Raw genomic sequence first — 23736 nt, 5'->3', positions numbered from 1 at the left:
GCAACCGACCTATCCTTTCCTTCTTATATGTACAACTTGATCAAGCAATTCAAATTTCACGGGAATGGTCATCTCCAGTACATCCAACAAAGTTTGTAACGGTTTGTTACGATAGATATCACCCGTGTAATATTCTTCCCGGTACCCCGCGTCATAAATGACTTTCACGTTATAGTAACGTTCTACTTGTTTCAGAATTTCCGACAGGGGAGCGTTTCTGAAACAGAACATATCATCGATCCATGCGGTATAGGCTTTTAGTTCTGTATTCGTGATTCGGATTTTACCGATCGTGTCGATCATTGCCACTTGTCCCGGTACCAGTCGACAAGGCTCTCCTGTCATTCCGGAGACTTCTACCGCACCTTCCACCAAAGCTGCCGAAACATAGCCGGCATCGGCGAAGGTATTCACGTTAAACTTCGTGCCTAGTACACGCACTTTCAGTCGGTCGGTATTTACGGTGAAGGGTGCCTGCCCGTTCTTTTTCACGTCAAAAAAAGCTTCTCCCTCTAAACGCACCTCCCGCGTGTTACCGGTGAAAGCAACCGGGTACGTGATTTTACTGTCGGCATTCAGCCATACCCGTGTGCCGTCACTCAATACAAGGTGAAAAGAGGTTCCCCTGGGAACGATCAATGTATTGAACTTGACTTCACGTGACGTGTCGGATGGGGTATAAATGAGTGTATTTTGCTGTATATTGGCGATGGCTGTTCCCATCTCGACGGTGTCGGGGTGATAGGGTGTCGAGAGGTCAACTTGACGTCCGTCCGACAACACGAGGCTCACCCCCGCGGGGAGTGGTTTCATGGACGAAATCATGACCGGTTCCGTCTTGTTCATCATGTATAATGATAAACCTCCCACCAGAAGGATGGCTGCTGCCGCACTCCAACGCCAAACAATGGAACGTGTAGTACGTTTACGGCCTTTGTGAAAGCGAGATAATTGATATTCTACGTCTGTTTTAGAGTAATAATCGTTGAGTTCTGCCAGATCGATATAATTGGTTGAATGGTAAAGTTCACGATTTTCCTCGCTCTCCCGTAGCCAAGCGTCCAACTTTTCCTCTTCTTGTTTGTCGGTTTGAGTAAGTCGTCGTTTGATAGCCAAGCGGCACATTTTGATATATTTTTCCAGTTTCTCCATAGGTCTTTTTTCATGGGGAGGTTGATCTGATGCTCCCGTTTGACTATAGAACAACTAAATTTTGGAAGGGTATGAGTTTTTTTTGAAATATTTTTTCAATAGTTATTGTTTCGTGATGAATTGATTACCAGTATTGCTGTTGATGTGAAAATATAGAATTTGGTGTAATGGATTGATTTCTATCGGTTTCTGTCCTGTATCCTATGGTTGGAAAACATTGATTTGATGAGGTGAGAACCTATATTATTTCTAAATAAATTCTGTATGAATTCCATATGAATTCCGTTTCACTTCCGTATAAAACGCTATTAGAACCCTATTAAAGCGCTATTAAAACCCTATACTATAATAGCGTTTTAATAGCTTATTAAAAGGGTATAAATAACTTTTCAAGTACTACTGCACCGGAATTGATACGAGATTCATCATTGATTCATGTATTTCTTCAACATATATTCGGTATGATTATATTTTGAAAACGACTTAAAACCAGAGGGATATGTTGATTGTTCTTGGTCGGTTTGTTCGTGATTAGTGCAGGGACGTGAGGAAAAGACAGAATATGATTTTGGATAAACTTTCTCGTAGTTGTCTGTAAGCAACCATTTTGTGGGATTTTACAGTCACGATGCTAATCTCCATAAGTTCCGCTATCTCTTGGTTCTTTTTCCCTTCCAAGTGGTAACGAATCACTTCTTTGCATTGCGGGGTAAGCGTGTCTATGGCCTTGTAAAGTAAATGGCGGGTTTCTTCATCCCACACGGATTTCACGAGAAAACTTTCACTCTCCATTTCCCTGCGCATTCGTTCATTGTATTTTTCCTGTATTTTTAAATGTTTCAGGTCATTCAAAATACGGTTGCGTATCACGCGATACATGTAAGCGGAAAGTGCCGGTTCCGATTCGAAAGTTAGGTCTGCCGTTTCCCACATCTGCACGAATGTATCTTGTACCACGTCTTCTCCTTGCTGAGTATCAACGAGAAAACGAGAGGTGAAAGCCACGAATTTGTTGAAATTACTTCTAAAGTATTCGTCGAATATAATACTTTCCCCGTTCGTAAAATGTATATGTTTACTTCCCCTCGGCATAAAGCATCCTTATAATTATAGTGGATTTATAAGTATCAATAGTACCGTATATGAGCGGTATAGCTTGTTGATTGAAACTTATTAATCCAACGTTTAATGATAGTGGATTTTACGGCAATCGAAAGATTTTACCTCTGAAAAGGTAATATTGTTAATCAATTGATTTCCACGAAAATGAAAGAATCAACAATATCATTTTCTCTTTGATAGATTTTGATTAATTTTGCATTTAATAAACGTTCGTTTATTGCTACCTCTCTTTGTCTATCTGGATCAGGATTATACGGGGATAATTCTGTTGCTATTCGGAATAGGTAAAGTTACGCTTAAGGTTCCTAAATAGTGGTGGTTGATAACCCGTAAATATCGGTATTAAAAATAAAACGAGCCAGCCGGAGTTTTGTCACTTGGCTGGCTCGTCGCAGGTGGTTAGTTCCGCGTGTTGCTTGTTTATTTCTCGTTTATAGCGTCTAACTTTTGTTTTACTTGGGCTTGCAGGTTGGGGTTTCCCGATTGCATGGACAGCATGTAGGCTTGTGTGTAAGCCTCTTTTGCTTTGGTGATTTCCTTTAAAGTGACGAGGCAGTCGCCGCTTGTCAGGTAGTACCAGAATAGATTTTGAGGTTGAAGCTGTTCTCCGGCTTTTTGACCGAGAGTCAAGTAAGCGTTCAGCCATTTCAGTACGGTACGGGCAGCGTCGTCGCTCAAATCCCCTTTGGTTGCCGCTAATAAATCGGATATGAAACTTTGGTATTCCTGCAACATGACGTTGTCTCCCGTTCGCGTGAGATAGTTGTCAATGAGTTGGACATAGGTTGCTTGATCCTTGTGACCGTAAAGTGCGTTGTAGGCATCGCCTAAAATTGTCAGGAATTCAACGGGGGAATACGTGCTGTGACGCAACGAATCGAAGATGACTTTCATGTCCCCGTCCGCGCGTGCGATCTCTTTCTTGTAATCGAGGTCGTTTTCCTTGGCCAGTTTGTTGATCAGGCTCATGGTATAGCTGAACATCGGGTTGGCTACACGGCGGAAGGGCATGATTTTCAAGTAGTCGTTCAGGTGACTGATGACAAATTCCACATGCTCGTTGTTTTTCTCCATTTCGGAATATCCCATGATGATGGTGAAATCGGTGGGATTCAAGAGGTCTTCCCGGGGTTTGGTTTGCATGTATTGTTCGAATATTTTCTTGACTCGGGCTTCCCAACCTTGTCCCCGGCGTTCCTGTATGATATAAGGCGCTTCATGCAGGATTTGCTGCATGACGTTCACGTCGTTTTTGTTTTTCTTGTGCATGTTCCACAATTCGTCGAAAGAGGGGAGTTCTCCCGTGGCTTCCTTGGCTTTTTGCAGCAAGCGGGTTTTGGAGGCGGCTCCCGTTACCCGGGTGACGGCTTTCCCGTTGTTGTCCATGAACACGAGGGTGGGCATGGCTTGAATCCGGTATTTGCGGGCAAGGTCTTTTTCCTTATCCACGTCGATTTGCACGCACACGAAACGGGCGTTGAAGTAGTCGCCGATTTCTTTGTCCGGGAATACTTTGGTGGCGAGTGTCTTGCACGGGCCGCACCACGTTGCCATGAAGTCCACGAACACGAGTTTATTTTCACTTTTGGCTTTTTTCAAGGCGTCTTGCAAGTTGCCGTTGAAAAAGTTGATGCCTTCTGCCCGGGAGGTTAATGTCCCGAGGCAACAAAGGATTAAGATTAAAAACTTTTTTACTAGCATGATTTTTTATTTGATTTATTCTACGATGATGACAGTTATCGCGTTTTCTACAACTTGGCTGTATCCCGGGTTTGTCAGGCGCACGGATATGGTGTAGGCTCCCGGTTGCGCGTTGTTTTCCAAGGGATATTCCAAGATTCCGCCGCCCCGGATGGATATTTCGTCACGGAATGTTTTAATGGCTTCCGTGCCGAGGGTGGAGGTGACGGATTCTATGGTGAAATAGATTTCCTCCGTTCCCTCGTATCCTTGCATGGCAATGCTTACCCACGGGGCTTTGTTCTGTATTCTCAAGGCATCGGTCACGGGATCGGGTGTTTTGTAAACGTACATGGTGTCCGGGACGTAGGCGGCGTTTTTCGTGATGAGGTATCCTTCCGTTTTCTCGTGGCAGGATAGGGCTATCGTTAATAGTATTCCGGCGAATAGTATTATTTTTTTCATAGTATTGTTTTTTGTCATGTTTTATTCTTCTTCTCCTATCGTGAATCTGTAATCCAAGGCGTGAACCAGACAGTTATCCGGTTCGATGTCCCCGGAAACAACTTGCAGCAGCCGTCCGGATTCCTCGAAGCGGATGTAGATGGGACGGGAGGCGTGTTGTACCACTCCGTTTTTTTCTTCTACCACGACGTAAGTCCAGATTTTGGTTCCGGCTAGCGTGGTGAGGGTTGTTCCTCCGGTACCGACGGTTTCATACAAGCCCGGTTCACCTGCGGGGATTTCTTTACGGTAGAGTTTACCGTCGATCAAGTGCTTCAAGAGGATGGTGCGGCACCACTCGGCATCCAGATCGCTGACTTGTTTCAGGTTGTGTTGCAGTAGATAACGGCGGATGGAATGGTTGGTCATCCCGAAGAAAGTGAATTCTTTGTGCCGCTCGTCTTTACCCTCGAATAATTTGACCATGTCGTCGCCGGCGTGGTGGATCATTACCCGCGTGGAATCCCAGTCGTAAGGGTGTGCCTGCATGTATTCCAGCATGTTTTTGCCTTCATGCCGACCGTCGCTGATCCCGGAGTAGTAGAAGTTGTCTTTCGTGCAGGAGGTTGCTCCCGCGAATATTATTAATACTATTAATATATTGAGTTTCATGCTTGTAAGATTATTGGTTATATCTGTTCCAAAATAGATTCTGTCTCATCAGGTCGTTGTTAGTGAAGAAGTTGGAGGATACTTCCGAGAGTAAAGCCCCGTCCTCGATGTCTTTGTCCGTCAAGTACGAGAAGGCGGCGGGCAGTTCTTTCCGGATGTAGTCGTAACTGTCTTTATCGTGCAAGAAGCAGTAGCCGTTGCGCACGATATCGTAGAAGCGATGGTTCTCTTGGAATAGTTCTTTTTCTCTTTCCCGGAAGATGGCTAACTGAATGTTGTTTGCCAATCCTTTTTCCACGTCTTCGGCACAGGGATAGGCGTATTCGCTCTCTTTGGCCGCATCGACGATTCCTCCGGAGGCGGTCATGTTACCGTATGCCCGGCGACGGATCAGGTTGAGGTCGTCCACGGCGTCGGGTTTGTTTTGGCGGGCGCGACATTCCGCACGCAACAGGTAGATTCCTCCAAGGCGCCAGACGATTTCGTTTTGATTCAGACCGCGATATTGCGGTTCGGGGGTGTTGTCGGTGACATGGAAGTAGGGATACCTGAATTTATAGATGAAGGCTTGTTTAATTGTTTTGTTATCGTAGCTCTTCACGATGTTGTCGCCATCCTTGCGCGAGGTATCTGCCACGATGTTGCCGTTTACATTTTTCAGGTAGAGGAAGTCGGCATCCAAACCGTAGAAGTAGGCTTCACGGCGTTGGTCGTTCCGGGAATACATGTTGTTCACGGTTGTTTTGTGGATTTTACACCCGTAACTGTATCCCCCGACGGGGGCATAGCCGGAGGAGGTAATGATGGGGAAGCCGACGAAGTTGTTTGTTAAGTATCTGCTTTCCTGCGCGTTGTTTTCGAGTTCCCAGATGTTTTCGCGGTTATTGCCTTTCATGACGTCCAGCACGACTGATTCGGGGTTGATGGCCAACTGGTAGGAACCTACTTTTTGGTCGATAATCATCGTGCAGTATTCTTCCGCTTTAGCCCAGTATTCGGGTTCGTTTGCCACGCTGGCTCTCCAAGCGTACAGGTGAGCTAACAAGGCTGCCGCAGCTCCTTTGCTCCCGTAGTTTTTGATGATCGGGCCATCCAGACCTGCCAGTTCATCGTACACGGGAAGGTCCATCGCTTTCAGTGCCCATTTTTCAGCTTCGTCAAGGAGTTCTTTTTGGGAACTTTTAGCGAGAGGGGTGAAGTCCGTGGTTGAGCGGAGAATAACCATTTCCCCGTAATCCCGTGCCAGTCGCCAATACCCGACGGCGTTAGCGAAGTAGGCTTGTAACAGGTAGGGTTTCAGTTCTTCTTCCGGGATTTGGAAACGGTGAGCGTTTTCAATGATCAGGCTTGCTTGATAGATCAACCGATAGACGGAGCTTCCGTCAGCCGTGAGTCCTGTTGCCATGTTGCGCATGGATTGGTAGCGGCTGTCTTCGTCGATAATCAAGCCCAGACCTAACCTGTTGGATTCTCCGTTGCGCAGGCGAAGCAGCAGTTCGGTCAACAGGGCTTCGGCGTCTTGGCGTGTCTGGAAGTAGTTGGTATATGTGGTCGCGTTTTCCGGTTGAACGTCGATTAAGTCCGTGCAACTGTTGAGTCCTAACACGATGGCTAATATAATACAGAATTGTTTCATCATCAGATTAAAAATTAAGGGTTAAACCTAATGTCCATTTTCGCGGCAGAGGGTATGATTTGCCGTCGTCCAATCCCGTGTAAACGTCGATGGTTTCCGGGTTGCCGTATGAATAGTTGCTCCAGCAGAATAGATTTTCCACGGTCATGAAGAAGCGCATACCGGAGAGTCCGGCTTTGCGTATCCAGTTGTCTTCGAAATTGTAACCCACGGTTAATTGACGCATACTTAGGGAGTGTACTTTTTCGATGTTGCTATCCAGCATGGGCTCTATTATTTTGCCGTATTTCGGGAAATCCGCCTTGTCCCCGGGAGCAGTCCAAAAGGTCACGTCCCGACTGTCGAAGAAGGCTTGCGGGATATTGGCGTAGAGTTGGTTGCCCGCGGTGCGAATGACTTTTCTGCCTAACGTGAAGCTGAATAACATGTTGATGTCGAAGTTTTTCCATTTAAGTTCGTTTACCCAGCCCCCGTAAGCGATAGGGAGGGGTGAGCCCGCGTTGTATTTGTCAGCCGAGCCGTCATGATCGAAGTCCGCTAGGTTGTAGTCCCCGACTTTGCCGCTTGTCTTGCTGCGATTGGTGACTCCGCCGATGTAGGTGGCGTCTCCGTTTATCTTGTAGTAGACGGGTACTTCATCATCCGAGTTATAGAAGCCGTTGTGTTTGTACACCATCATCCCGAATAGCGGACGACCGATGACAAACCAGTCTTGTTGGTTGTTGCGCAGGATGGAGATGTCTTTGTCGCTGTAAGAGTCTTCCAAGCGGTTCCATACTTTAGCCACGTTGAATCTCGTGCGCCATGTTACGGCTCGATCGCGCAGGATATCTGCCAGTATTTCAAGTTCGATACCTTCGTTGGAAACGGCAATAGCATTTTCTTTGCGGGAGCTCACGGGAAGGAATCCCCCGGGTAACCCGACGTTCATGATTAATGAACTGGTATATTTGTAGTAATAGTCCAGTTTCAGGTTGATGCGGTAGTTGAACATATCGAGGTCTAATCCCAAGTCGTATTGTTCGGTTTTTTCCCAAGTCAAGTCCGGTGCCACAGGTGTACCCGTGTACACGCCCGTGCGGAACTGGAAGGAGGTCATGTTGGCTCTCATCAAGCCGTGGGCGAGGTATGCATCCGAGAATATTTGTCCGGAGGTTCCGTAACTTCCCCGAAGTTTTCCCCAGTTTAACCAATTGCCTGTCCAGCGTTTTATAAATGGTTCCTCCGAGAAGCTCCATCCCAAGGCGATGGAGGGAAAGTTTGCCCAACGATTGCCTTCACCGAATGTGGATGAGCCGTCGCGGCGGAAGGTAAATTCCATCAAGTAGCGCTGTTTGAAGTTGTAGCCGATACGCCCGAAGTAGCTGACCATTACTTTTTCTTCGAAGTCGGATTCATAACTGGTAGTTGATTCCCATCTCGGACTTTGTTCTGTCCCGTAATTGTAAATCGGGGAGTTGATCGAGGGGTCGTAGTAGTTGACGTTGTCGCTGCTGCCGCGTTTCCCGTATCCCCCGATGTAATGGTTTTGTTCTTTGTTGATGTTTAAACCGAGCATGATGTCAATGTTGTGGATTTCGTTGAAGCTGCGGTTGTATTTGAACAGTTCTTCCGTGGAGATCATTAAGTTACGCATGATAGCTCCTTGGGATTTGTTTTCGTGATAGGATTCGTCCAGAGTGCTGGGCGTAAATTTGTTCATGTTGTTTTGGGAGTAGTCTATACTACCGGACGCGGAGAGGCTGAATCCTTTGAGGAATTTGTATTCAAGGAAAAGGCTGGCCATAGCCCGGTAGTCGTCAGTTCTGTCCTTGATGCCCTTGGTCGCATCCAGCCATTCACTGACGATTTCGTCGCTGGCTCCTTCATAAGTTTTCATTTGTTCGGGGACGACGCTCATTTTCTCGTAGCGGCTGCTTCCGCTGCCCGATTTGTTCATGGTTCTGTCGACGTATGCCAGATAGATACGAGAGTCTAAACGCAGGCTTTGAGTGAGTTGAGCGGTTGTGTTGGATATGAGGTTGCCCCGGGTATAACCGCTATTGACCATGATACCTTTCTCGTCATAGATCCCGGCTCCGATCATGTACTGGAATTTGTCGGAACCGCCCGAAGCCTGAATGTTGGCATTCAGGACTTTTCCCGTGCGGAAGGCGTATTTCCACCAGTTGGTGCAATTGTTGTAGTAAGGGTCCAAGCTGTCCTGCAGGTTCATTTCTACCCGAACGTTTGACGTCTGTCCGTTTTGCCAAAAAGCGTCGTACACGCCGGCTTTATTCCAGATTTCCTCGTAGGAGGTAGGCCAGTAGAAGCCTCTGTTTACCCCGAATACCATGTAATAGTTTGTTTGGTTTCTTCGGTTTAAAAGTTGCAGGTAACGATCCATGCGTCCCCCGGTTTGCACGGGGTATTCCATGACTTTAGACCAAGTGTAGGATATGTTGGCAGCGAATTTTGCCGCCCCGGCTTTTCCTTTTTTAGTGGTTACCAGAATGACCCCGTTGCCCGCACGGGAACCGTAGATAGAGGCTGCAGCCGCGTCTTTCAATACTTCGACGGATTCGATCATGCTCGGGTCGAGGTCTGCCAGTGTATTGGTTCCTGTTACCGGAGAAACGAACGAGTGCATGGGTACTCCATCAACTACCCAAAGCGGTTGCCCGTCGCTGGCTCCGTCCACGAGCAGGGAGTTGAAGCCTCGCACGGCGATAACCGAGGCACTGCCGGGGGCTCCCGATTGCTGGATAATGTTGACTCCTGCCAGACGTCCCTGCAACATGTTCGTGATGCTTGCAGACGGAAGTTCTTTCATTTCATCCGCTTTCACGGAAGATATGGCCGAGATCATTTCCCGTTTGTTTTGGGAACCGTAGGCCCGCACGACAACTTCGTCCAGATCGGCAACGTCTTCCTCGAGTTTGACGCGTATCGTGTCTGTCTTTTCGGTAAAAGGCACGGATTGTTTCCGGTATCCCACGAACGAAAATTCCAGAGCTCCGCTTGTCATCGGCAAGGTGATCGAGAACCAACCGTTTACGTTCGTGGCGGTTCCCACGGTGGTTCCGGCGACTCTCACGGTTACTCCCGGAAGCGGAACGGCTTGGCCGTCTGTTACAAATCCTTTTATTGTCACGGATTTTTTTTCATCCGCGAGTTTTTGCTTGATGGCAATCACGTTATCTTGGAATGAAAATATTAATCCGGTTCCTTGCAGGCAATGTGCCAGCACGTCTTTTACCATCATTTGGCGAGCGTTCACGTTCACTTTGCCTGCGGCACGTATGTCTTCGCTCTTGTACACGAACATGTAGTCCGTCAACTCTTCGATTTGTTGAAATACTTCGCTCAGGGTTACGCCTGACATCTGTAAATCGATGCGTGTTTCCTGTCCGTGTGCTACCGCGCGGACGGAACACAAGCCCAAAAGTGTAAATAACGCTAATAATTTCATTTCTCTTAGCGTTTGTTGAATTTTTGGTTTTTGTTTCATAACTTTGTTCTACTATTTTAATTAACATTTCGTTAGTATCGTGGAGTTACTAACGTGTAAGGGGATGTGGGGACATCCCTTTACTTTTTATCTAACACGTAAATTGTTTTTCCGACATAAGTGAATCGTACACCGCAAGTTGCTTGAAGGTGTTTCAGTACACCCTCTATTTCTGCATAGCGATTAGAGTGCAAGTAAAAGCGAACATCTTTTAATGACGGATCCGAGTAGATTACCTCGAAATCATACCAGCGGGAGAGTTCTTTGAAAATGTCTTCCAGACGGGCATCACTGATGGCGATTCTTCCATTGTGCCAAGCGAGTACCGTGTGAACTTTCACTTTTTGAACCGACAATGAACCGCTTTCCGGGTTAAACACTGCTTGAAGGGAAGGTGTTAACACGAGGCTTGTGTCGATACCCGGATAGTGTTGTATGACCTTGCCTGTCACGAGTGTGGTAATTACGTTTTGATCGTCCTCGTAGGCACGTATATTGAAACTTGTACCTAGTACCTGTACGTTCATTTCTTTTGTCTGTACGATAAAAGGGATTTGTTCATCTCGTTCTACTTCAAAATAACCTTCTCCTTCCAGAAATACTTCCCGCGTTTCGCCACTAAAAACTTCGGGATACCGTAACGAGCTTCCCGCGTTCAGCCACACTCGGCTACCGTCTGATAACATTACGTTAAATTCACAGCCATAAGGGACGGTCAATTTGTTGTAACGTATCTGTTTTTTGTCGTTATTTGTTTTGTTCGTGTACTCTAGTCGCCCGAAATCGGTCAGCCGGATATCTATTTCATCGGAACGCAGTGTTGTGGAATCACCAAGGGGAAGAATGATTTCTTCCCCGTTATTTAGGGTTAATACCGGCATTTGCCGGCTTGTCAAAGGTATTGTTACCGGACGACGGACTTCCTGTTTCGCTGTTGACCACCACCATGTGGTTATCCCGATGGCTATGAATACGATAGCTGCTGCCGCGTAGCGAACCTGTAATCTTTGTAATCTTCGGGAGCGGATTCGTTGCATGGTTCGTTTTTCCGCTTGCATGTCGTTTACCTGATCCCACCGTTCAGCCCATTCGACACGCCTGAATTTTCGAACTTCTTCCCGGAAGAGCTGTTGTGCTTCTTCGTCTTTCTTTAACCAATGATTGAATGCTTGCTGTTTTTCTTCATCCATGGTTCCGGTCAGGTAGTCATGTATTCGTGTACGTTTTTCTTCTATTGTCATCATAGCTTTGGTTTCTGTCTATAAGATAATAGTAGAAAAGTGAAAATGGGTGAATGTATTTCTTCGTTTTTTTTTGAAAAAGTTATATCTTGCTTATAAACAGGATTGTCGGAATTGCATGAAAAGGAATATTGCCGGGTCGGGAAATTGTCGGCGAAGTTGTTGCAGTCCATGATTGAGAAGGGTTTTGACTGTATTGACGGAAACGTTTAAGGACTCCGCTGTTTCTTTGTATTTTTTCTTTTCCACGATAATGGAGAGAATAACGGCACGGGTTCTTTCAGGTAATTGGCGGATAGCTTCGCGGATAGCCTCGACGAGTTCGGGGGAGAACGTTATAGCTTCTTCCTCGGTGGCTTCGAACGAGAGAAGTTCGGCATAGGTGTATTCGCGGGTATTTCGAATTTTGTTTACACAGAGGTTGCGCACGGCCCGGAAGAGAAACGCGGCTAACGTGTCCGGGGTGACGCGGGTGTATGCATGGGTGTTGATGAAATGGTAAAAAACGTCTTGTACGATATCTTCTGAAAAAGTATCATCATTGAGTAGGGAGTTGGAAAATAGAATAAGAGGTCTATAATAACGCCGAAAGAGGAGATTTCCTCCTTTATTGACATTCTGTTTGAATGTATTGAGGATATCCGTGTCCGCGATTTGCATGTAGTTCCTTATTTTATTTTCCTCAAAGGTAGATAATAAAATTCAGAATATAAAATAAGGAAGAATTCAACCTTGCTGAATTCCTCCTTGTTTTAGTTGAGTTTCCTGTGCTCTATAGTTTGTATTGATACAATTGAGCCAAAATGTTGTGGTATTCTTTTTCCACGTCCAGATAGCTTTGTTGGCTGTCGTAGAAAGTGGTGAGTTCGACGAAATAGTCGATCACGGAGAGTTGTCCGGCGTTGAGGGCTTTGTTGAGCAGTTCCACGTTGCGCTGTTGTTCAAGGACTTTGGCGTAGTCTTCACGGGAGATCTGCAAGGCTTCTGCCTGATGGTAGAGTTGTTGCAGGCTGGTGCGAAGATTCAGCCGGTTGTCTTCGAGAGAGGCTGTGGCGAATTCTGCTTGGGCTTTGGCTTTTTTGACGGTGTTTTTGTTTTCGAAAAGGGGGATGGATACTCCCACGACGAAACCGTTGGACGCGACGTTACCCGATGAGGCGCTACGTTTGTAACCGACGTCGAATTTGGGCAAGGAGAGGGAGCGGTTGAGTTTCACTTCCCGTTTGGCAATCTCTTGCTCTTCGGCTAAGCCTTTCAAATTCGGATCGGCGGCGATGAAATCGGCTTGCAATTGCTCGAAGTCGATTAAGCTTTCCCCTGTCGGGTATTCCGTGTTTTGGAACGGGAGCGGGTTACCGCCGTTCAAGTTTTGCAGTTGTTCCAACGCGGCGTTCAGTGCGGCTTGATTCAAGCGGCTTTGGTTCTGGGCGTTGAGTAATTCCAATTGGATTTTATTTAATTCCAATTGGTTTGCGTCACCTGATGCTAACCGTTTTTGATAGAGGGTAAACATGGACTCGGCATTACTTAATCGTTCGTCCAGCAGGACTTTTTGTTTGCGTAGATAAACGATTTCGATGCAGGTTTGTTTTGCCATCAGAAGAAGTTGTTGACGGTAAGCCGCGAATTGAAGGTCGAATGTACCGGACTTTAACGCGGCGATTTTGTTCTTGTTCGCGTACGTGTTGGGAAAGTCCAACGATTGTTTTACCGTGAATGAATATTCCGAACCGGGGTTATTCCGATTGCCCCACATTTGTTCCCACTCGAATGTCGGGTTAGCCAGAAATTTGCCGGTTTGGGATTCCAGTTTTTGGGCGTCGGTCATCTTCACGTTGGCTTGCAACGATTTGTTGTTGTTCTCGACGCTTTTCAGAACCTCGTCGATGCTACTTTGGGCCCTCGCGGAGAGGATGCCCAACAGCATGATGCTTAATATGTATAATTTATATGTATTCATATTGTTTGTTTCAAAGGTTACGCTTCCAAGTTTTCGATATTTTTTTGCTTGTGGTTAAGCAATATGTACATGATCGGAACCACGAAGCCGTTCAACAAGGTGGAGCTTAATAATCCACCCAAGATAACTTGAGCCAGCGGGCTTTGGATTTCATTGCCCGGAAGGTCTCCCCCGACTGCAAGCGGAATCAATGCCAAGGCGGAGGTTAAGGCTGTCATCAGAATCGGGTTCAACCGATCGAGAGAGCCGTGAATAACACTCTCGTATAATGAAAAACCTTGTTCCCGCAGGTGGTTGTAGTGCGACACGAGCAGGATTCCGTTTCGGGTGGCAATACCGAATAACGAGATGAACCCGATAATAGCGGGAATGCTGATGATTCCCGAGGTAAACCAGATGCTGATGATTCCCCCGATGATAGCCAAGGGCAAGTTCAGCATGATGATTCCGGATAAGGGCATACTGTGAAATTCGTTGAACAATAACAGGAATATCAACATGATAGAGATCAATGAGGTAAGGAACAAGGTACGTGAAGCCGCTTGTTCACTCTCGAATTGACCGCCGTATTCCACGTGATAGCCTTCGGGCAGGGAGATTTGTTCGTCTACTGTTTTTTGGATATCTTTCACGACACCGTTCAAGTCACGTCCTGCCACGTTGGCGGATACGACTATTTTTCGTTGCACGTTTTCCCGGCTGATGGTGTTCGGTCCCACGGAAGGGAGTATTTCAGCCACGTAGTGAAGCGGTACTTTTTGTCCGTTGGCGTCAATCATCAAGTTACCGATTTCTTCCATGTTTACCCGGTTGTTGTCGTGTACTTTCACGGTGAGGTCGAATACCCGACCGCCCTCGTACACTTGGGATATGACTCTACCGGAGAGTGCCACGTTGATGAACTCGGAGAATTCGGGCAAGGTAATGCCGTATTTGGCGAGCATATCCCGTTTCGGTTTGATTTGTAGTTGCGGGCGCTCGATTTGTTGTTCCAGAGTCAGATCGGCGATGCCGTCGATGCCTTGAATGGCGTCTTTGATTTGCCCCCCGATGGTGTACAGTTTGTTCAAATCGTTACCGAATAGCTTAATGGCTATGTTTGCTTTTGTTCCGGACAACATGGCGTCGATACGGTGGGAGATCGGTTGCCCGATTTCAATGTTCATGCCTTGTAGTTTACCCAATTGCTCGCGCACGTCGGCAAGAAATTCTTCCCGGGAGCGTTTGTCAAGTTCGAAAGGAGCTTCGATTTCCGATACGTTGACTCCCAAGGCGTGTTCATCCAATTCGGCACGTCCGGTCTTGCGGGCAACAGTCTGTATTTCCGGGATGCCCAGTAATATTTCTTCTGCCATCCGTCCCATCTTGTCGGATTCTTCCAGTGAGATACCCGGCATGGTGCTGGTATTGATGGTGAGCGACCCCTCGTTGAACGGGGGCAGGAAGCTACGTCCCAATCCGGTCATGATGATGATCGTGAAGATTAACAGGGCGGCACTGGTTCCGATAACCACTTTCTTGTGGCGGAGAGCCCATTCCAAGGCTTTTTTATACCATTTTTTCAGCGTGCGGGAAACAATGGGTTCCTTCTCGCTTTTTTTCAATGCTTTCGGGGTGGTGAGGATATAGCTGCATAATACCGGGGTTAAGGTCAAAGCTACTACCGTGGAAGCGAAAAGGGCCACGATGAAAGCGATTCCCAGCGGTATCAACATGCGTCCTTCCATGCCGGAAAGGAAGAACAGGGGCAAGAAGCAAGCCACGATGATTAGCGTGGAGTTCAGAATGGGCATACGTACTTCTTTGGATGCCTCGAACACGATTTTTAGGGAAGAAAGACGTTCGCCCGTCGGTCTTTGTTGATTTTCCCGCAGTCGTTTATACACGTTTTCGACATCGACAATGGCATCATCGACCAAGGATCCGATGGCTATGGCGAGTCCTCCCAAACTCATCGTGTTGATGGTTAATCCCAAGGCGTGTAAGGTTAGAATTGCCACGAGTAATGACAAGGGCAATGCTACCAGCGATATAATGGTGGTACGTACGTTCATCAAGAAGAAGAAGAGTACGATAATCACGAAGATTGCCCCCTCGAACAGGGCTTTCTGTATGTTGGAGATTGAACTCTCGATAAAACGGGATTGACGGAAAATGTCGGAAGAGATTTGCACGTCCGAGGGCAATGTCTTTTGCAATTCCGAGATGGCGTTGTCCAGTTTGTCCGTTAATTCCAACGTGTTGGAATTAGGTTGTTTAGTGATCGTGATTAACACGGCAGGATGTCCCTTTTCGGATGCCAGTCCCAGTTTGGGTTCTTTTTGCCCGATTTGTACCGTGGCGATGTCCGATAAAAGGACAGGTATATTGTCTACTGTTTTCACGACTCCTTTGCCGAGTTCTTCAACATTGTCGGTTGCGAGAATACCTTGCACGATGTACTCGTTACCGTACTCGTAGAGGATGCCTCCCGTGGAGTTCTGGTTCATGTTATCCACCACGGCCAGTACTTCGTCCATGGTGATGCCGTAGTGTTTCATACGGGTAGGATCGAGAAGTATCTGGTACTCTTTGATATCGCCGCCGATAACGGTTACCTGTGCCACGCCCCCCGTGGAGAGCAGGCGGGGACGGATTGTCCAGTCGGCAATGGTACGCAAGTCCTGTAAAGAGGTCGTGTCGGAGGTCAATCCGAAAATCATCATTTCTCCCAAGATGGAGGATTGCGGACCGAGAGTGGGACTTCCCACGTTACCCGGAAGGGCATCTCCGAGGGTAGATAGTTTTTCAGAAACAATTTGCCGTGCCGTGTATATATTGGTACCCCAGTCGAATTGCACCCACACGACGGAGAATCCTGTCGTGGAGGATGATCTCACGCTGCGCACGTCGGTTGCTCCGTTTACCGCTGTTTCGATGGGGAAGGTTACCATCCGTTCTACTTCTTCGGGTGCCATACCCTGTGCCTCGGTCATGACTACCACTGTCGGGGCATTCAAGTCCGGAAATACGTCCACTTCCATTTTGTGCGCCGTGTAAGAACCCCACAAAAGCAGGACAATCGACGCGATCATTACCACCAGTCGGTTGTGTAATGAATATTGTATGATCTTATTTAACATCCGAAATTAATTTATGATTTTAAATTTTAGATTGAAGAATTTCCCTCTCTAACTCCTCTTGCAGACAATTGATAACGCTGTATATCTTTTCATTTTCAATTTTCAATTCTCCATTTTCAATTGATTAATGTTCATGGCTATGTCCATGAGGTATTGCACCTGACGCGGAGGCCATTTTTACTTGGTAGGCTCCTTGAGTTACGACGCGGTCGCCGGGGTGCAGTCCTTTCAGTACCTGTACTTCTTTGCCATTGTTGGCGCCAAGGGTAACCTCTTGTTTGCGGTAGCCTTCGTCGTCGATTTGCACGTAGACGTAGAAGAAGCCCATTTCATTTGTCAGCGCGGAAACGGGGATACTCAAGGTATTTTCTATCGGGGATGAAATAAGATATACTTCAACAAATGAGCCGGGGATGACTTCTCCCTTGTTGTCAAATTCGAATGACACGGGTACGAAGAATGAGTTGTTGTCGGAAGTCTTTCCGAAAGAGAGCAGGCGTCCGTTCAGGTCTGCCAGTTCGTACACGTGGTTGTCATATGGGGTTTTGAAGTTGGCGCTATTGATACTCTTCAGCGCGTTGTAGTATCTTTGGGATACCTCGGCACGGAGTACTAACCGTTGGTTTTGTGAAACGGTTGCCAGTGCTTGTCCGGCTGTGATGTATTCTCCTTCTTTTACCAGTATGTTTTTGATATGCCCGTTGATCGGGGCGTTTACACTTACACCTTTCTCTGTTTTGGCTCCCGATACGGCCTCGTATGCTGTTCTGGCGTTCTCGTATTCCAAACGGGCGGCTTCGAATTCTTTTTGAGAGATGATTTTATCTTTCACGAGCGATTCAGCCCTGTCGTAATTGGCTTTTGCCGTTTCGTAGGTGGCTTTTACTTTCGTGTAATAATCTCCTTCTGCCATGTTCTTGGACGATATTTGGAATAGGGATTGCCCTTTTTTGACGGCGGTACCTTCACTCAATTTGTTGGAGGTAAAGGATACTATACCGTTGCTGGTGGCAACGACAACTGCTTCGTCGCCGGGGGCTGCCATTATTTGTCCGGAGGTTTTTACCACTTGGTTGAAACTGCCGGGCTGTATCTCTTGTACTTCGAAATTTGTTTTAGCGGCTTGCTCTTTGGAAAAGATTATCTCGTCGCTATGTTTTGCTTCTTCTGCCTCGTGGCTGTGTGCGGCGTGTTCTTCCGCGGTTTCGTGGTCGTGACTGTGATCGTGTTTCGGATCATGATCGTGATCCTTGTCATGGTTGTGGTCATGAGCATGGTCGTGTCCTGCATGGGTTTCCATTTCGGAATGTTTGTGTTTGTCTTGTGATGAGTTACTCTTGCATCCGACAAGTGAGATTGCTAATATTGTAATAGCATAAAAAAATGTTCTCATATGAATAAGTTATTTGTTATGAGTATATAAATCGAATAAATGTAGGTAATGTATTTTACCGGATTGCGATAAATACAAAGAATGAAATCCGGAACGATTTCTTTAAGCTAATACGGTAGGTGGTGCACGTCCGGCAGAAGTCATGCTCCACGTGATGGCGTGGAGTCGTTCCCGATAGAATGTGGGCGGTGTTATTCGCGTGTCTTCCGGGAATAAGAATAAATAGTTTTCTCCTGCAATGATAAATAACGGGAGAAGTAGATGCTCCGGAGTCAGTTCCGGACAACATGAACATTTATGATTATGTTCTTTTATTATATCTGTTTCAAAAAGTTGTTTTACTTCGCATTCTTTTTCACAAGAGTTGGAACCATGATTGTGTTGACAAGTATTCCCTTCTTGTTGTTCGATGCAATGTGTTGTGGTGAAACAGATGAGAGAGCCATGATGGTGGTGAGGTAAAACCGTTGTCGCCAGCATCGTGATGCAGGCAACAAGAAGCGGTATAATTGCTAACTGGCGTTTTCTCATGGCGCATATTATTAACTATCTGCAAATTTAGGGTATAGAATGCAGATATGCAAATGTTTGCGTGAGCTTTAATAAATTATTAACAATTACTTGTTCATGGTTTCGTATCCGCGAAGCATCAATTCTGCCGAGGCGGGATTGGTTGCCAATGGTACATTATGTACGTCGCAGACACGCATGAGCATTTGTACGTCCGGTTCATGTGGATGTTTGTCCAGCGGATCACGGAAGAAGAAGACCATTTGTACTTTATGTTCCGCAACCTGTGCCGCTATCTGTGCATCTCCCCCGATAGGGCCTGAAAGCAAACGTTCAACTTTTAATCCCGCGTCTTGAGCGTGTTTCCCGGTGGTTCCGGTTGCGATGATTTCAATGTTTGCCGAATGCATGAAATCATAATGCCTGTTTAGGAAAGCGACCATTTCTGCTTTTTTCCCGTCGTGTGCAATTACTGCTAGTTTCATAGTGTGATTTTTTTTACGTTACAGCAAATATATAATTAAGTCGGGCAAAAATGAAATGATTCGGGGGAAAGTTTATAGGGTTTATAAGGTTTGTAAAGTTTATAAGGTTTAAAAGTGACGGGAGTTCTTCGGGTATTATTAATCAGCAACTTTGCTGCTGTAGACGAAACATTTGCGGGTGTAATAGACTTTATGAACCTTATAAACTAATTCAGTATGGAGTCGGTTTGTTTGAAAAAGCGTTTGCTTTTGATGAGGTGGTAATCTTTTATGATGCTGTCGGAGAGGGCTTCGGGGACGACGTAATAGCGGGTGCGTCCTTCCTCGAACGGGCGGTATGTGTAGAACTTGATTGTTTCCATGGTGTAACGGGTGGTTTTTGCTTCCGGGCGGGTTAAAGTTAAGCGGATACAAATACCTCCGTCGGTACCTTTATAAGATTGGTTTGAAATGAAATTACCGAGTGAATAGGCGGTAACTCCAACGGTGTCTTTGCCCGATAAGATGTATTCGATAGGTTGTACCACGTGGGGGTGTGAACCGATGACGATGTCTGCCCCTTGTGCGTGTAGCCATGTGGCGAGGGCTTTCTGTTCTTTATTGGGGGAGGTGTGATACTCGTATCCCCAGTGCATGAAAGCAATGATATTGGTCGCCGAATCTCGTTTGGCTTGCTGAATATCCCGTTTGATAACCGTGGTGTCGATGAGGGAAACGACAAAACCTTTCGGGATGGGAAGTCCGTTTGTACCGTACGTGTAGTTTAACAGTGCGATTTTGAAATTGTCTTTCCGAAGGTAGAGCGGATTCCTTTTTTTATAACTTAACGTATCCATGAAGATGCCCGTGTGGGCGATGCCCAGCGAATCGAGGTAATAAATTGTTTTCGTGATGCCTCGAGCCAGTTGGTCGCAACAATGGTTGTTCGCCGTGACGAACGTCGTTACTCCCAGACGTTGCAGATCTCTTGCTATTTGCCAAGGAGAACTGAAACGAGGATACCCGGAGTATTCTTTATCGGAGAGGGTAGTTTCCAAGTTCGCGATTACAAAATCCGAGTCGTGCCAATAAGGTGCGATATACCGGAAGCATTTCAGGTATTTGTAATCTTTCTCGGTCGGGTTGTGTGCGTCGTATATCTGGGGTAGATGTTGGATGATATCCCCGCAAAAGAATAAAGAAACGGTGTCGGGTGTTGCCGGTATCTGTATAGCATGATCTGCTCGTGCGGGTTTCTTCTCCTCTTTGCAGGCGAGAAGAAGGATGGTAATCCATGTGATCAGAATGAGGGTATGTCGAATCCTCGATGCCATACGAGAGAGGTATAAAAAAAGCCGTCCGAAGACGGCTTTCAATTTATTTCTTCAATTCAAATTCAAATTCTTCTTCGGCGGGAGGAATACATTGAGAGCCTGAGCAAGCCATGTATTCAACAGTACCTACCAGTTTACCGGTGTCCTTTTTCAATTTCACGCGTTGAACGAAAGTAACTGTTTCCTCGAAATATTTCAATTCCATGTTGAATGCTTCGCTTTTTTCTACTTTCGCTTCTGTGGTAGCCTTGAATTCGCCAACTAATTCAATATCGGATGATTCGTCTTCGTCCATGATGAAAACGGTTGGTTGAGGACCATTCTCCGGAAGTTTCGTATCATACAGGTGCCAGCCGCTTTCAATGGTAGCCTTGCAGATGATGTCATAAACACCTTCGCTGACTTTCTTGAAAGTAATTTGCCATTTCACCGGTTTTAAAACCTGTGAGTTTGCAGCTCCAACCATCATGGTTAATATTGCTGTAAGAATTAAAAGTCTTTTCATGAGTAAATCAATTAGTTTTTAAAATAATTCCTCTCTAATATTTAGTGACGCAAAGTACAAAATTATCGAGAGAATTTGTCTTAGCTTATAGTTAAAAAAATTATAATGTTTTTTTCACTGCTACTTGTTCAAAGCTTTCCACGAAATCTCCCGTTTGAATATCGTTGAAATTGTTGATGTTCAAACCGCACTCGAATCCTTTGCTGACTTCTTTCACGTCATCCTTGAAACGTTTCAATGAACCGAGTTCTCCGGTAAAGATCACGATACCATCACGGATCACGCGTACTTTCGAGTTACGGGTGATTTTTCCGTCTCTCACGAGACATCCGGCAATGGTGCCCACCTTGGTAATCTTGAATGTTTCAAGTACTTCCACGGTAGAAGTGATTTCTTCCTTGAATTCGGGTGAAAGCATACCTTCCATGGCAGCCTTGATTTCCTCGATAGCCGTGTAGATGATGGAGTAGAGTCTGATGTCGATCTCTTCTTTCTCCGCCAGTTTGCGGGCACTCAAGGAAGGACGAACTTGGAATCCGACGATGATGGCGTTGGATGCTGCAGCCAGCATGACATCGCCTTCGGAAATTTGTCCTACCGCTTTGTGGATCACGTTCACCTGTATTTCTTGGGTCGATAGTTTGATCAAGGAATCGGATAATGCCTCGATAGAACCGTCCACGTCTCCTTTCACGATGATGTTCAGTTCTTGGAAGTTTCCGATAGCGATACGTCTTCCGATTTCGTCCAGCGTGATATGTTTCTGGGTACGCAGTCCTTGTTCGCGTTGTAATTGTTCGCGTTTGTTTGCCAATGCACGCGCATCTTTTTCGTTCGCCATCACGTTGAATTTGTCACCGGCTTGCGGAGCACCGTTCAACCCGAGGATTAATGCCGGGCATGAAGGTCCGCCTTCTTCCATTTTGGCGCCGCGTTCGTTGAACATGGCTTTCACGTGTCCGAAATATTGTCCGGCAAGCACAACGTCTCCGACGTGGAGAGTACCGCTTTGCACGAGTACGGTAGCCACGTATCCCCGTCCTTTATCCAAAGAGGATTCAATGATAGACCCCGTGGCTTTTTTATGCGGGTTGGCTTTCAGTTCAAGGATTTCAGCCTCGAGTAATACTTTTTCAAGAAGTTCCTCTACGTGTAAGCCTTTCTTCGCGGAGATTTCTTGACATTGGTATTTACCGCCCCATTCTTCTACCAGATAGTTCATGGCTGCCAGTTCTTCGCGAATCTTGTCGGGGTTGGCTCCCGGTTTATCAATTTTGTTGATAGCGAATACAATCGGAACACCTGCCGCACTTGCGTGGTTGATGGCCTCAACGGTTTGCGGCATCACGTTGTCGTCGGCAGCGATGATAATGATAGCGATATCGGTTACTTGAGCTCCGCGGGCGCGCATGGCGGTAAATGCCTCGTGTCCCGGGGTATCAAGGAAAGTTACCGTTCTTCCGTCTGCCAGTTTTACGCTGTAAGCCCCGATGTGCTGGGTGATTCCTCCCGCTTCTCCGGCGATTACATTTGCTTTACGGATATAGTCGAGCAAAGATGTTTTACCGTGGTCAACGTGTCCCATGACCGTAACGATCGGGGGACGGGTTTCCAGCATGTCTTCTGTTTCTTCCTCCTCTTCATCAATGGCTTCTTGAATGTCAACACTGACAAATTCAACATCGAATCCGAATTCTTCCGCCACGATATTGATGGTTTCTGCGTCCAGACGTTGGTTGATGGATACGAACAGACCGAGTGACATACAGGCCGAAATGATCTCCGCCACGGAAATATCCATCATGGTAGCTAACTCGCTAACCGTAACAAATTCCGTGAGTTTAAGAATATTCTTCTCCAGTTCGGCTTGTTCTATTTCAGCCTGCATTTTTTGATGCACGGCATCCCGTTTGTCTCTCCGGTGCTTGGAAGATTTGGTTTTTCCCTTACTTCCCAGACGCGCAAACGTATCCTTGATTTGTTTTTGAACATCTTCTTCCGAAATCTCAGCCTTGCTGGCTTTTTTCTTCTTGATTTTTTTGAGTTTCTTCTTGTTCTCTTCCTGTTTAGCTGTTTTAGGAGCATCAATAGTGATTCTTTCATCCTTTTTCAGAATACGTTTCCGTTTTTTACGGATCTCCGTATCATCAGAATCTTCTTTTCCGTCTCCACTGACCGGAATATTCTTCTTGAGAGCAAGTTCATCCGTGCTCTTGGGTGGAACAAGTGATTTCTTTTTAAGTTCCCGTTTATCTCTTTCGCGCTCTTGTTTGCTTTTTTTCGGGGGACGGGTGCGTTGATTGATGGCATCCAAGTCAATGGAACCCACTACTTTCACGTCCTTTATAGTCGGGGTGGAAGATTTATAGTTGACTTCCTGTCTTCCGGTATAGGTATTTTCTTCCTCTATTTCCGGTGCGGCCTCTTGTTTTACTTCCTCTTTCGGTTGTTTTATAAGAGTCTTCGGGGAAGATTTGAAAGGAGCTTGATTTTCTTCACGCTCTTGCTTTTGTGCGTGAACCGGAGTTTCTTTTACCGGAACTTCAACAGGTGTTTCCTCTTTTTTTTCTTCTATTTTCTCCACTCTTTTTTCTTCTTTTTTCTCGACAGGCTTTTCCTCGACCTTTTCTTCGTTTTTGGGCTTATTCAGTTTATTCAGGTCGATGTGATCCACGACTTTTATCTTGCTTTCCAGTTTTATCTCGTCTTTCACGGAAATAAATTCCGTTTGATGAGATTCCGTATTTCCCATATTGTCGATGCTCACGGTCTCTTTTTTTAGCCGGGTATTTTTCAAGTCCACGCGATTGGATTCTTTTTTAGCCTCGCTATCCGTGGAGAACTCTTTGGCAATCAAAGAGTATTGGTCATCAGTTAATTTTGCGTTTGGATCAGATGAAATCTTAATCCCCTTCTCTTGTAGGAAATCCACTATCGTGGACAAGCCTACGTTAAATTCTCTAGCAACTTTACTTAGTCTAACTGCCATATTAAGATTTTATTTACAAGCA

At 46.1% G+C, this 23736-nt stretch carries 17 protein-coding genes; all 17 read right to left on the bottom strand.

What is annotated here, in order from left to right:
* Positions 1-9: 9 nt before the first annotated feature.
* On the bottom strand, positions 10-1152 hold the full coding sequence (locus CS948_RS07505) for a FecR family protein (protein WP_099291087.1): 1143 nt from the start codon (positions 1150-1152) through the stop codon (positions 10-12).
* 531 nt (positions 1153-1683) lie between these two features.
* Positions 1684-2244, bottom strand: a complete 561-nt coding sequence (locus CS948_RS07500) for an RNA polymerase sigma-70 factor (protein ID WP_099291086.1) — start codon at positions 2242-2244, stop codon at positions 1684-1686.
* A 450-nt stretch (positions 2245-2694) separates the two neighbouring features.
* A complete protein-coding gene (locus CS948_RS07495) occupies positions 2695-3975 on the bottom strand; it encodes a thioredoxin family protein (RefSeq protein ID WP_099291085.1) in 1281 nt (426 codons plus the stop codon).
* 15 nt (positions 3976-3990) lie between these two features.
* The gene (locus CS948_RS07490) at positions 3991-4419 is read right to left on the bottom strand and encodes a hypothetical protein (RefSeq protein ID WP_099291837.1); all 429 of its coding nucleotides are present in this window, start codon (positions 4417-4419) and stop codon (positions 3991-3993) included.
* 21 nt (positions 4420-4440) lie between these two features.
* Positions 4441-5070 carry a fasciclin domain-containing protein gene (locus CS948_RS07485; protein ID WP_099291084.1) on the bottom strand — a complete coding sequence of 210 codons (630 nt, stop codon included), beginning with the start codon at positions 5068-5070 and terminating at the stop codon, positions 4441-4443.
* Between the two features lie 10 nt (positions 5071-5080).
* Positions 5081-6709 (bottom strand): RagB/SusD family nutrient uptake outer membrane protein, encoded by a 1629-nt coding sequence (locus tag CS948_RS07480; protein ID WP_255301901.1) that lies wholly within the window; start codon positions 6707-6709, stop codon positions 5081-5083.
* 4 nt (positions 6710-6713) lie between these two features.
* A complete protein-coding gene (locus CS948_RS07475; RefSeq protein WP_099291083.1) occupies positions 6714-10196 on the bottom strand; it encodes a SusC/RagA family TonB-linked outer membrane protein in 3483 nt (1160 codons plus the stop codon).
* Positions 10197-10276: 80 nt separating this feature from the next.
* Entirely contained in the window at positions 10277-11440 is a 1164-nt protein-coding gene (locus CS948_RS07470; protein WP_099291082.1) for a FecR family protein, read from the bottom strand.
* 90 nt (positions 11441-11530) lie between these two features.
* Positions 11531-12097, bottom strand: a complete 567-nt coding sequence (locus tag CS948_RS07465) for a sigma-70 family RNA polymerase sigma factor (RefSeq protein WP_099291081.1) — start codon at positions 12095-12097, stop codon at positions 11531-11533.
* Positions 12098-12209: 112 nt separating this feature from the next.
* Positions 12210-13397 (bottom strand): TolC family protein, encoded by a 1188-nt coding sequence (locus tag CS948_RS07460; RefSeq protein ID WP_099291080.1) that lies wholly within the window; start codon positions 13395-13397, stop codon positions 12210-12212.
* Between the two features lie 17 nt (positions 13398-13414).
* Positions 13415-16519, bottom strand: a complete 3105-nt coding sequence (locus CS948_RS07455) for an efflux RND transporter permease subunit (RefSeq protein WP_099291079.1) — start codon at positions 16517-16519, stop codon at positions 13415-13417.
* A 124-nt stretch (positions 16520-16643) separates the two neighbouring features.
* Positions 16644-17912, bottom strand: a complete 1269-nt coding sequence (locus tag CS948_RS07450; RefSeq protein WP_099291078.1) for an efflux RND transporter periplasmic adaptor subunit — start codon at positions 17910-17912, stop codon at positions 16644-16646.
* A gap of 102 nt (positions 17913-18014) precedes the next feature.
* Positions 18015-18443, bottom strand: a complete 429-nt coding sequence (locus CS948_RS21450; RefSeq protein ID WP_141560906.1) for a DUF6769 family protein — start codon at positions 18441-18443, stop codon at positions 18015-18017.
* Between the two features lie 86 nt (positions 18444-18529).
* Entirely contained in the window at positions 18530-18907 is a 378-nt protein-coding gene (locus CS948_RS07445) for a methylglyoxal synthase (protein WP_099291077.1), read from the bottom strand.
* Positions 18908-19113: 206 nt separating this feature from the next.
* Positions 19114-20220 (bottom strand): CapA family protein, encoded by a 1107-nt coding sequence (locus CS948_RS07440; protein WP_099291835.1) that lies wholly within the window; start codon positions 20218-20220, stop codon positions 19114-19116.
* Positions 20221-20263: 43 nt separating this feature from the next.
* Positions 20264-20725 carry a protein-disulfide reductase DsbD domain-containing protein gene (locus CS948_RS07435; RefSeq protein ID WP_227216927.1) on the bottom strand — a complete coding sequence of 154 codons (462 nt, stop codon included), beginning with the start codon at positions 20723-20725 and terminating at the stop codon, positions 20264-20266.
* Between the two features lie 100 nt (positions 20726-20825).
* Positions 20826-23714 carry a translation initiation factor IF-2 gene (gene infB, locus CS948_RS07430; protein ID WP_099291076.1) on the bottom strand — a complete coding sequence of 963 codons (2889 nt, stop codon included), beginning with the start codon at positions 23712-23714 and terminating at the stop codon, positions 20826-20828.
* Positions 23715-23736 lie beyond the last annotated feature (22 nt).

The organism is Butyricimonas sp. Marseille-P3923 (assembly GCF_900184685.1).
Lineage (GTDB): Bacteria > Bacteroidota > Bacteroidia > Bacteroidales > Marinifilaceae > Butyricimonas > Butyricimonas muris.
This window is presented reverse-complemented; position numbering and strand designations above follow the sequence as displayed.

Bases quoted from the DNA above. Each gene is read 5' to 3' on its own strand.
- CS948_RS07465 (WP_099291081.1), bottom strand. From the start codon at position 12,097: ATGCAAATCGCGGACACGGATATCCTCAATACATTCAAACAGAATGTC.
- CS948_RS07440 (WP_099291835.1), bottom strand. From the start codon at position 20,220: ATGGCATCGAGGATTCGACATACCCTCATTCTGATCACATGGATTACC.
- CS948_RS07490 (WP_099291837.1), bottom strand. From the start codon at position 4,419: ATGAAAAAAATAATACTATTCGCCGGAATACTATTAACGATAGCCCTA.
- CS948_RS07495 (WP_099291085.1), bottom strand. From the start codon at position 3,975: ATGCTAGTAAAAAAGTTTTTAATCTTAATCCTTTGTTGCCTCGGGACA.
- infB (WP_099291076.1), bottom strand. From the start codon at position 23,714: ATGGCAGTTAGACTAAGTAAAGTTGCTAGAGAATTTAACGTAGGCTTG.
- CS948_RS07435 (WP_227216927.1), bottom strand. From the start codon at position 20,725: ATGAAAAGACTTTTAATTCTTACAGCAATATTAACCATGATGGTTGGA.
- CS948_RS07445 (WP_099291077.1), bottom strand. From the start codon at position 18,907: ATGAAACTAGCAGTAATTGCACACGACGGGAAAAAAGCAGAAATGGTC.
- CS948_RS07505 (WP_099291087.1), bottom strand. From the start codon at position 1,152: ATGGAGAAACTGGAAAAATATATCAAAATGTGCCGCTTGGCTATCAAA.
- CS948_RS07485 (WP_099291084.1), bottom strand. From the start codon at position 5,070: ATGAAACTCAATATATTAATAGTATTAATAATATTCGCGGGAGCAACC.
- CS948_RS07500 (WP_099291086.1), bottom strand. From the start codon at position 2,244: ATGCCGAGGGGAAGTAAACATATACATTTTACGAACGGGGAAAGTATT.
- CS948_RS07460 (WP_099291080.1), bottom strand. From the start codon at position 13,397: ATGAATACATATAAATTATACATATTAAGCATCATGCTGTTGGGCATC.
- CS948_RS07480 (WP_255301901.1), bottom strand. From the start codon at position 6,709: ATGATGAAACAATTCTGTATTATATTAGCCATCGTGTTAGGACTCAAC.
- CS948_RS21450 (WP_141560906.1), bottom strand. From the start codon at position 18,443: ATGAGAAAACGCCAGTTAGCAATTATACCGCTTCTTGTTGCCTGCATC.
- CS948_RS07475 (WP_099291083.1), bottom strand. From the start codon at position 10,196: ATGAAACAAAAACCAAAAATTCAACAAACGCTAAGAGAAATGAAATTA.
- CS948_RS07455 (WP_099291079.1), bottom strand. From the start codon at position 16,519: ATGTTAAATAAGATCATACAATATTCATTACACAACCGACTGGTGGTA.
- CS948_RS07450 (WP_099291078.1), bottom strand. From the start codon at position 17,912: ATGAGAACATTTTTTTATGCTATTACAATATTAGCAATCTCACTTGTC.
- CS948_RS07470 (WP_099291082.1), bottom strand. From the start codon at position 11,440: ATGATGACAATAGAAGAAAAACGTACACGAATACATGACTACCTGACC.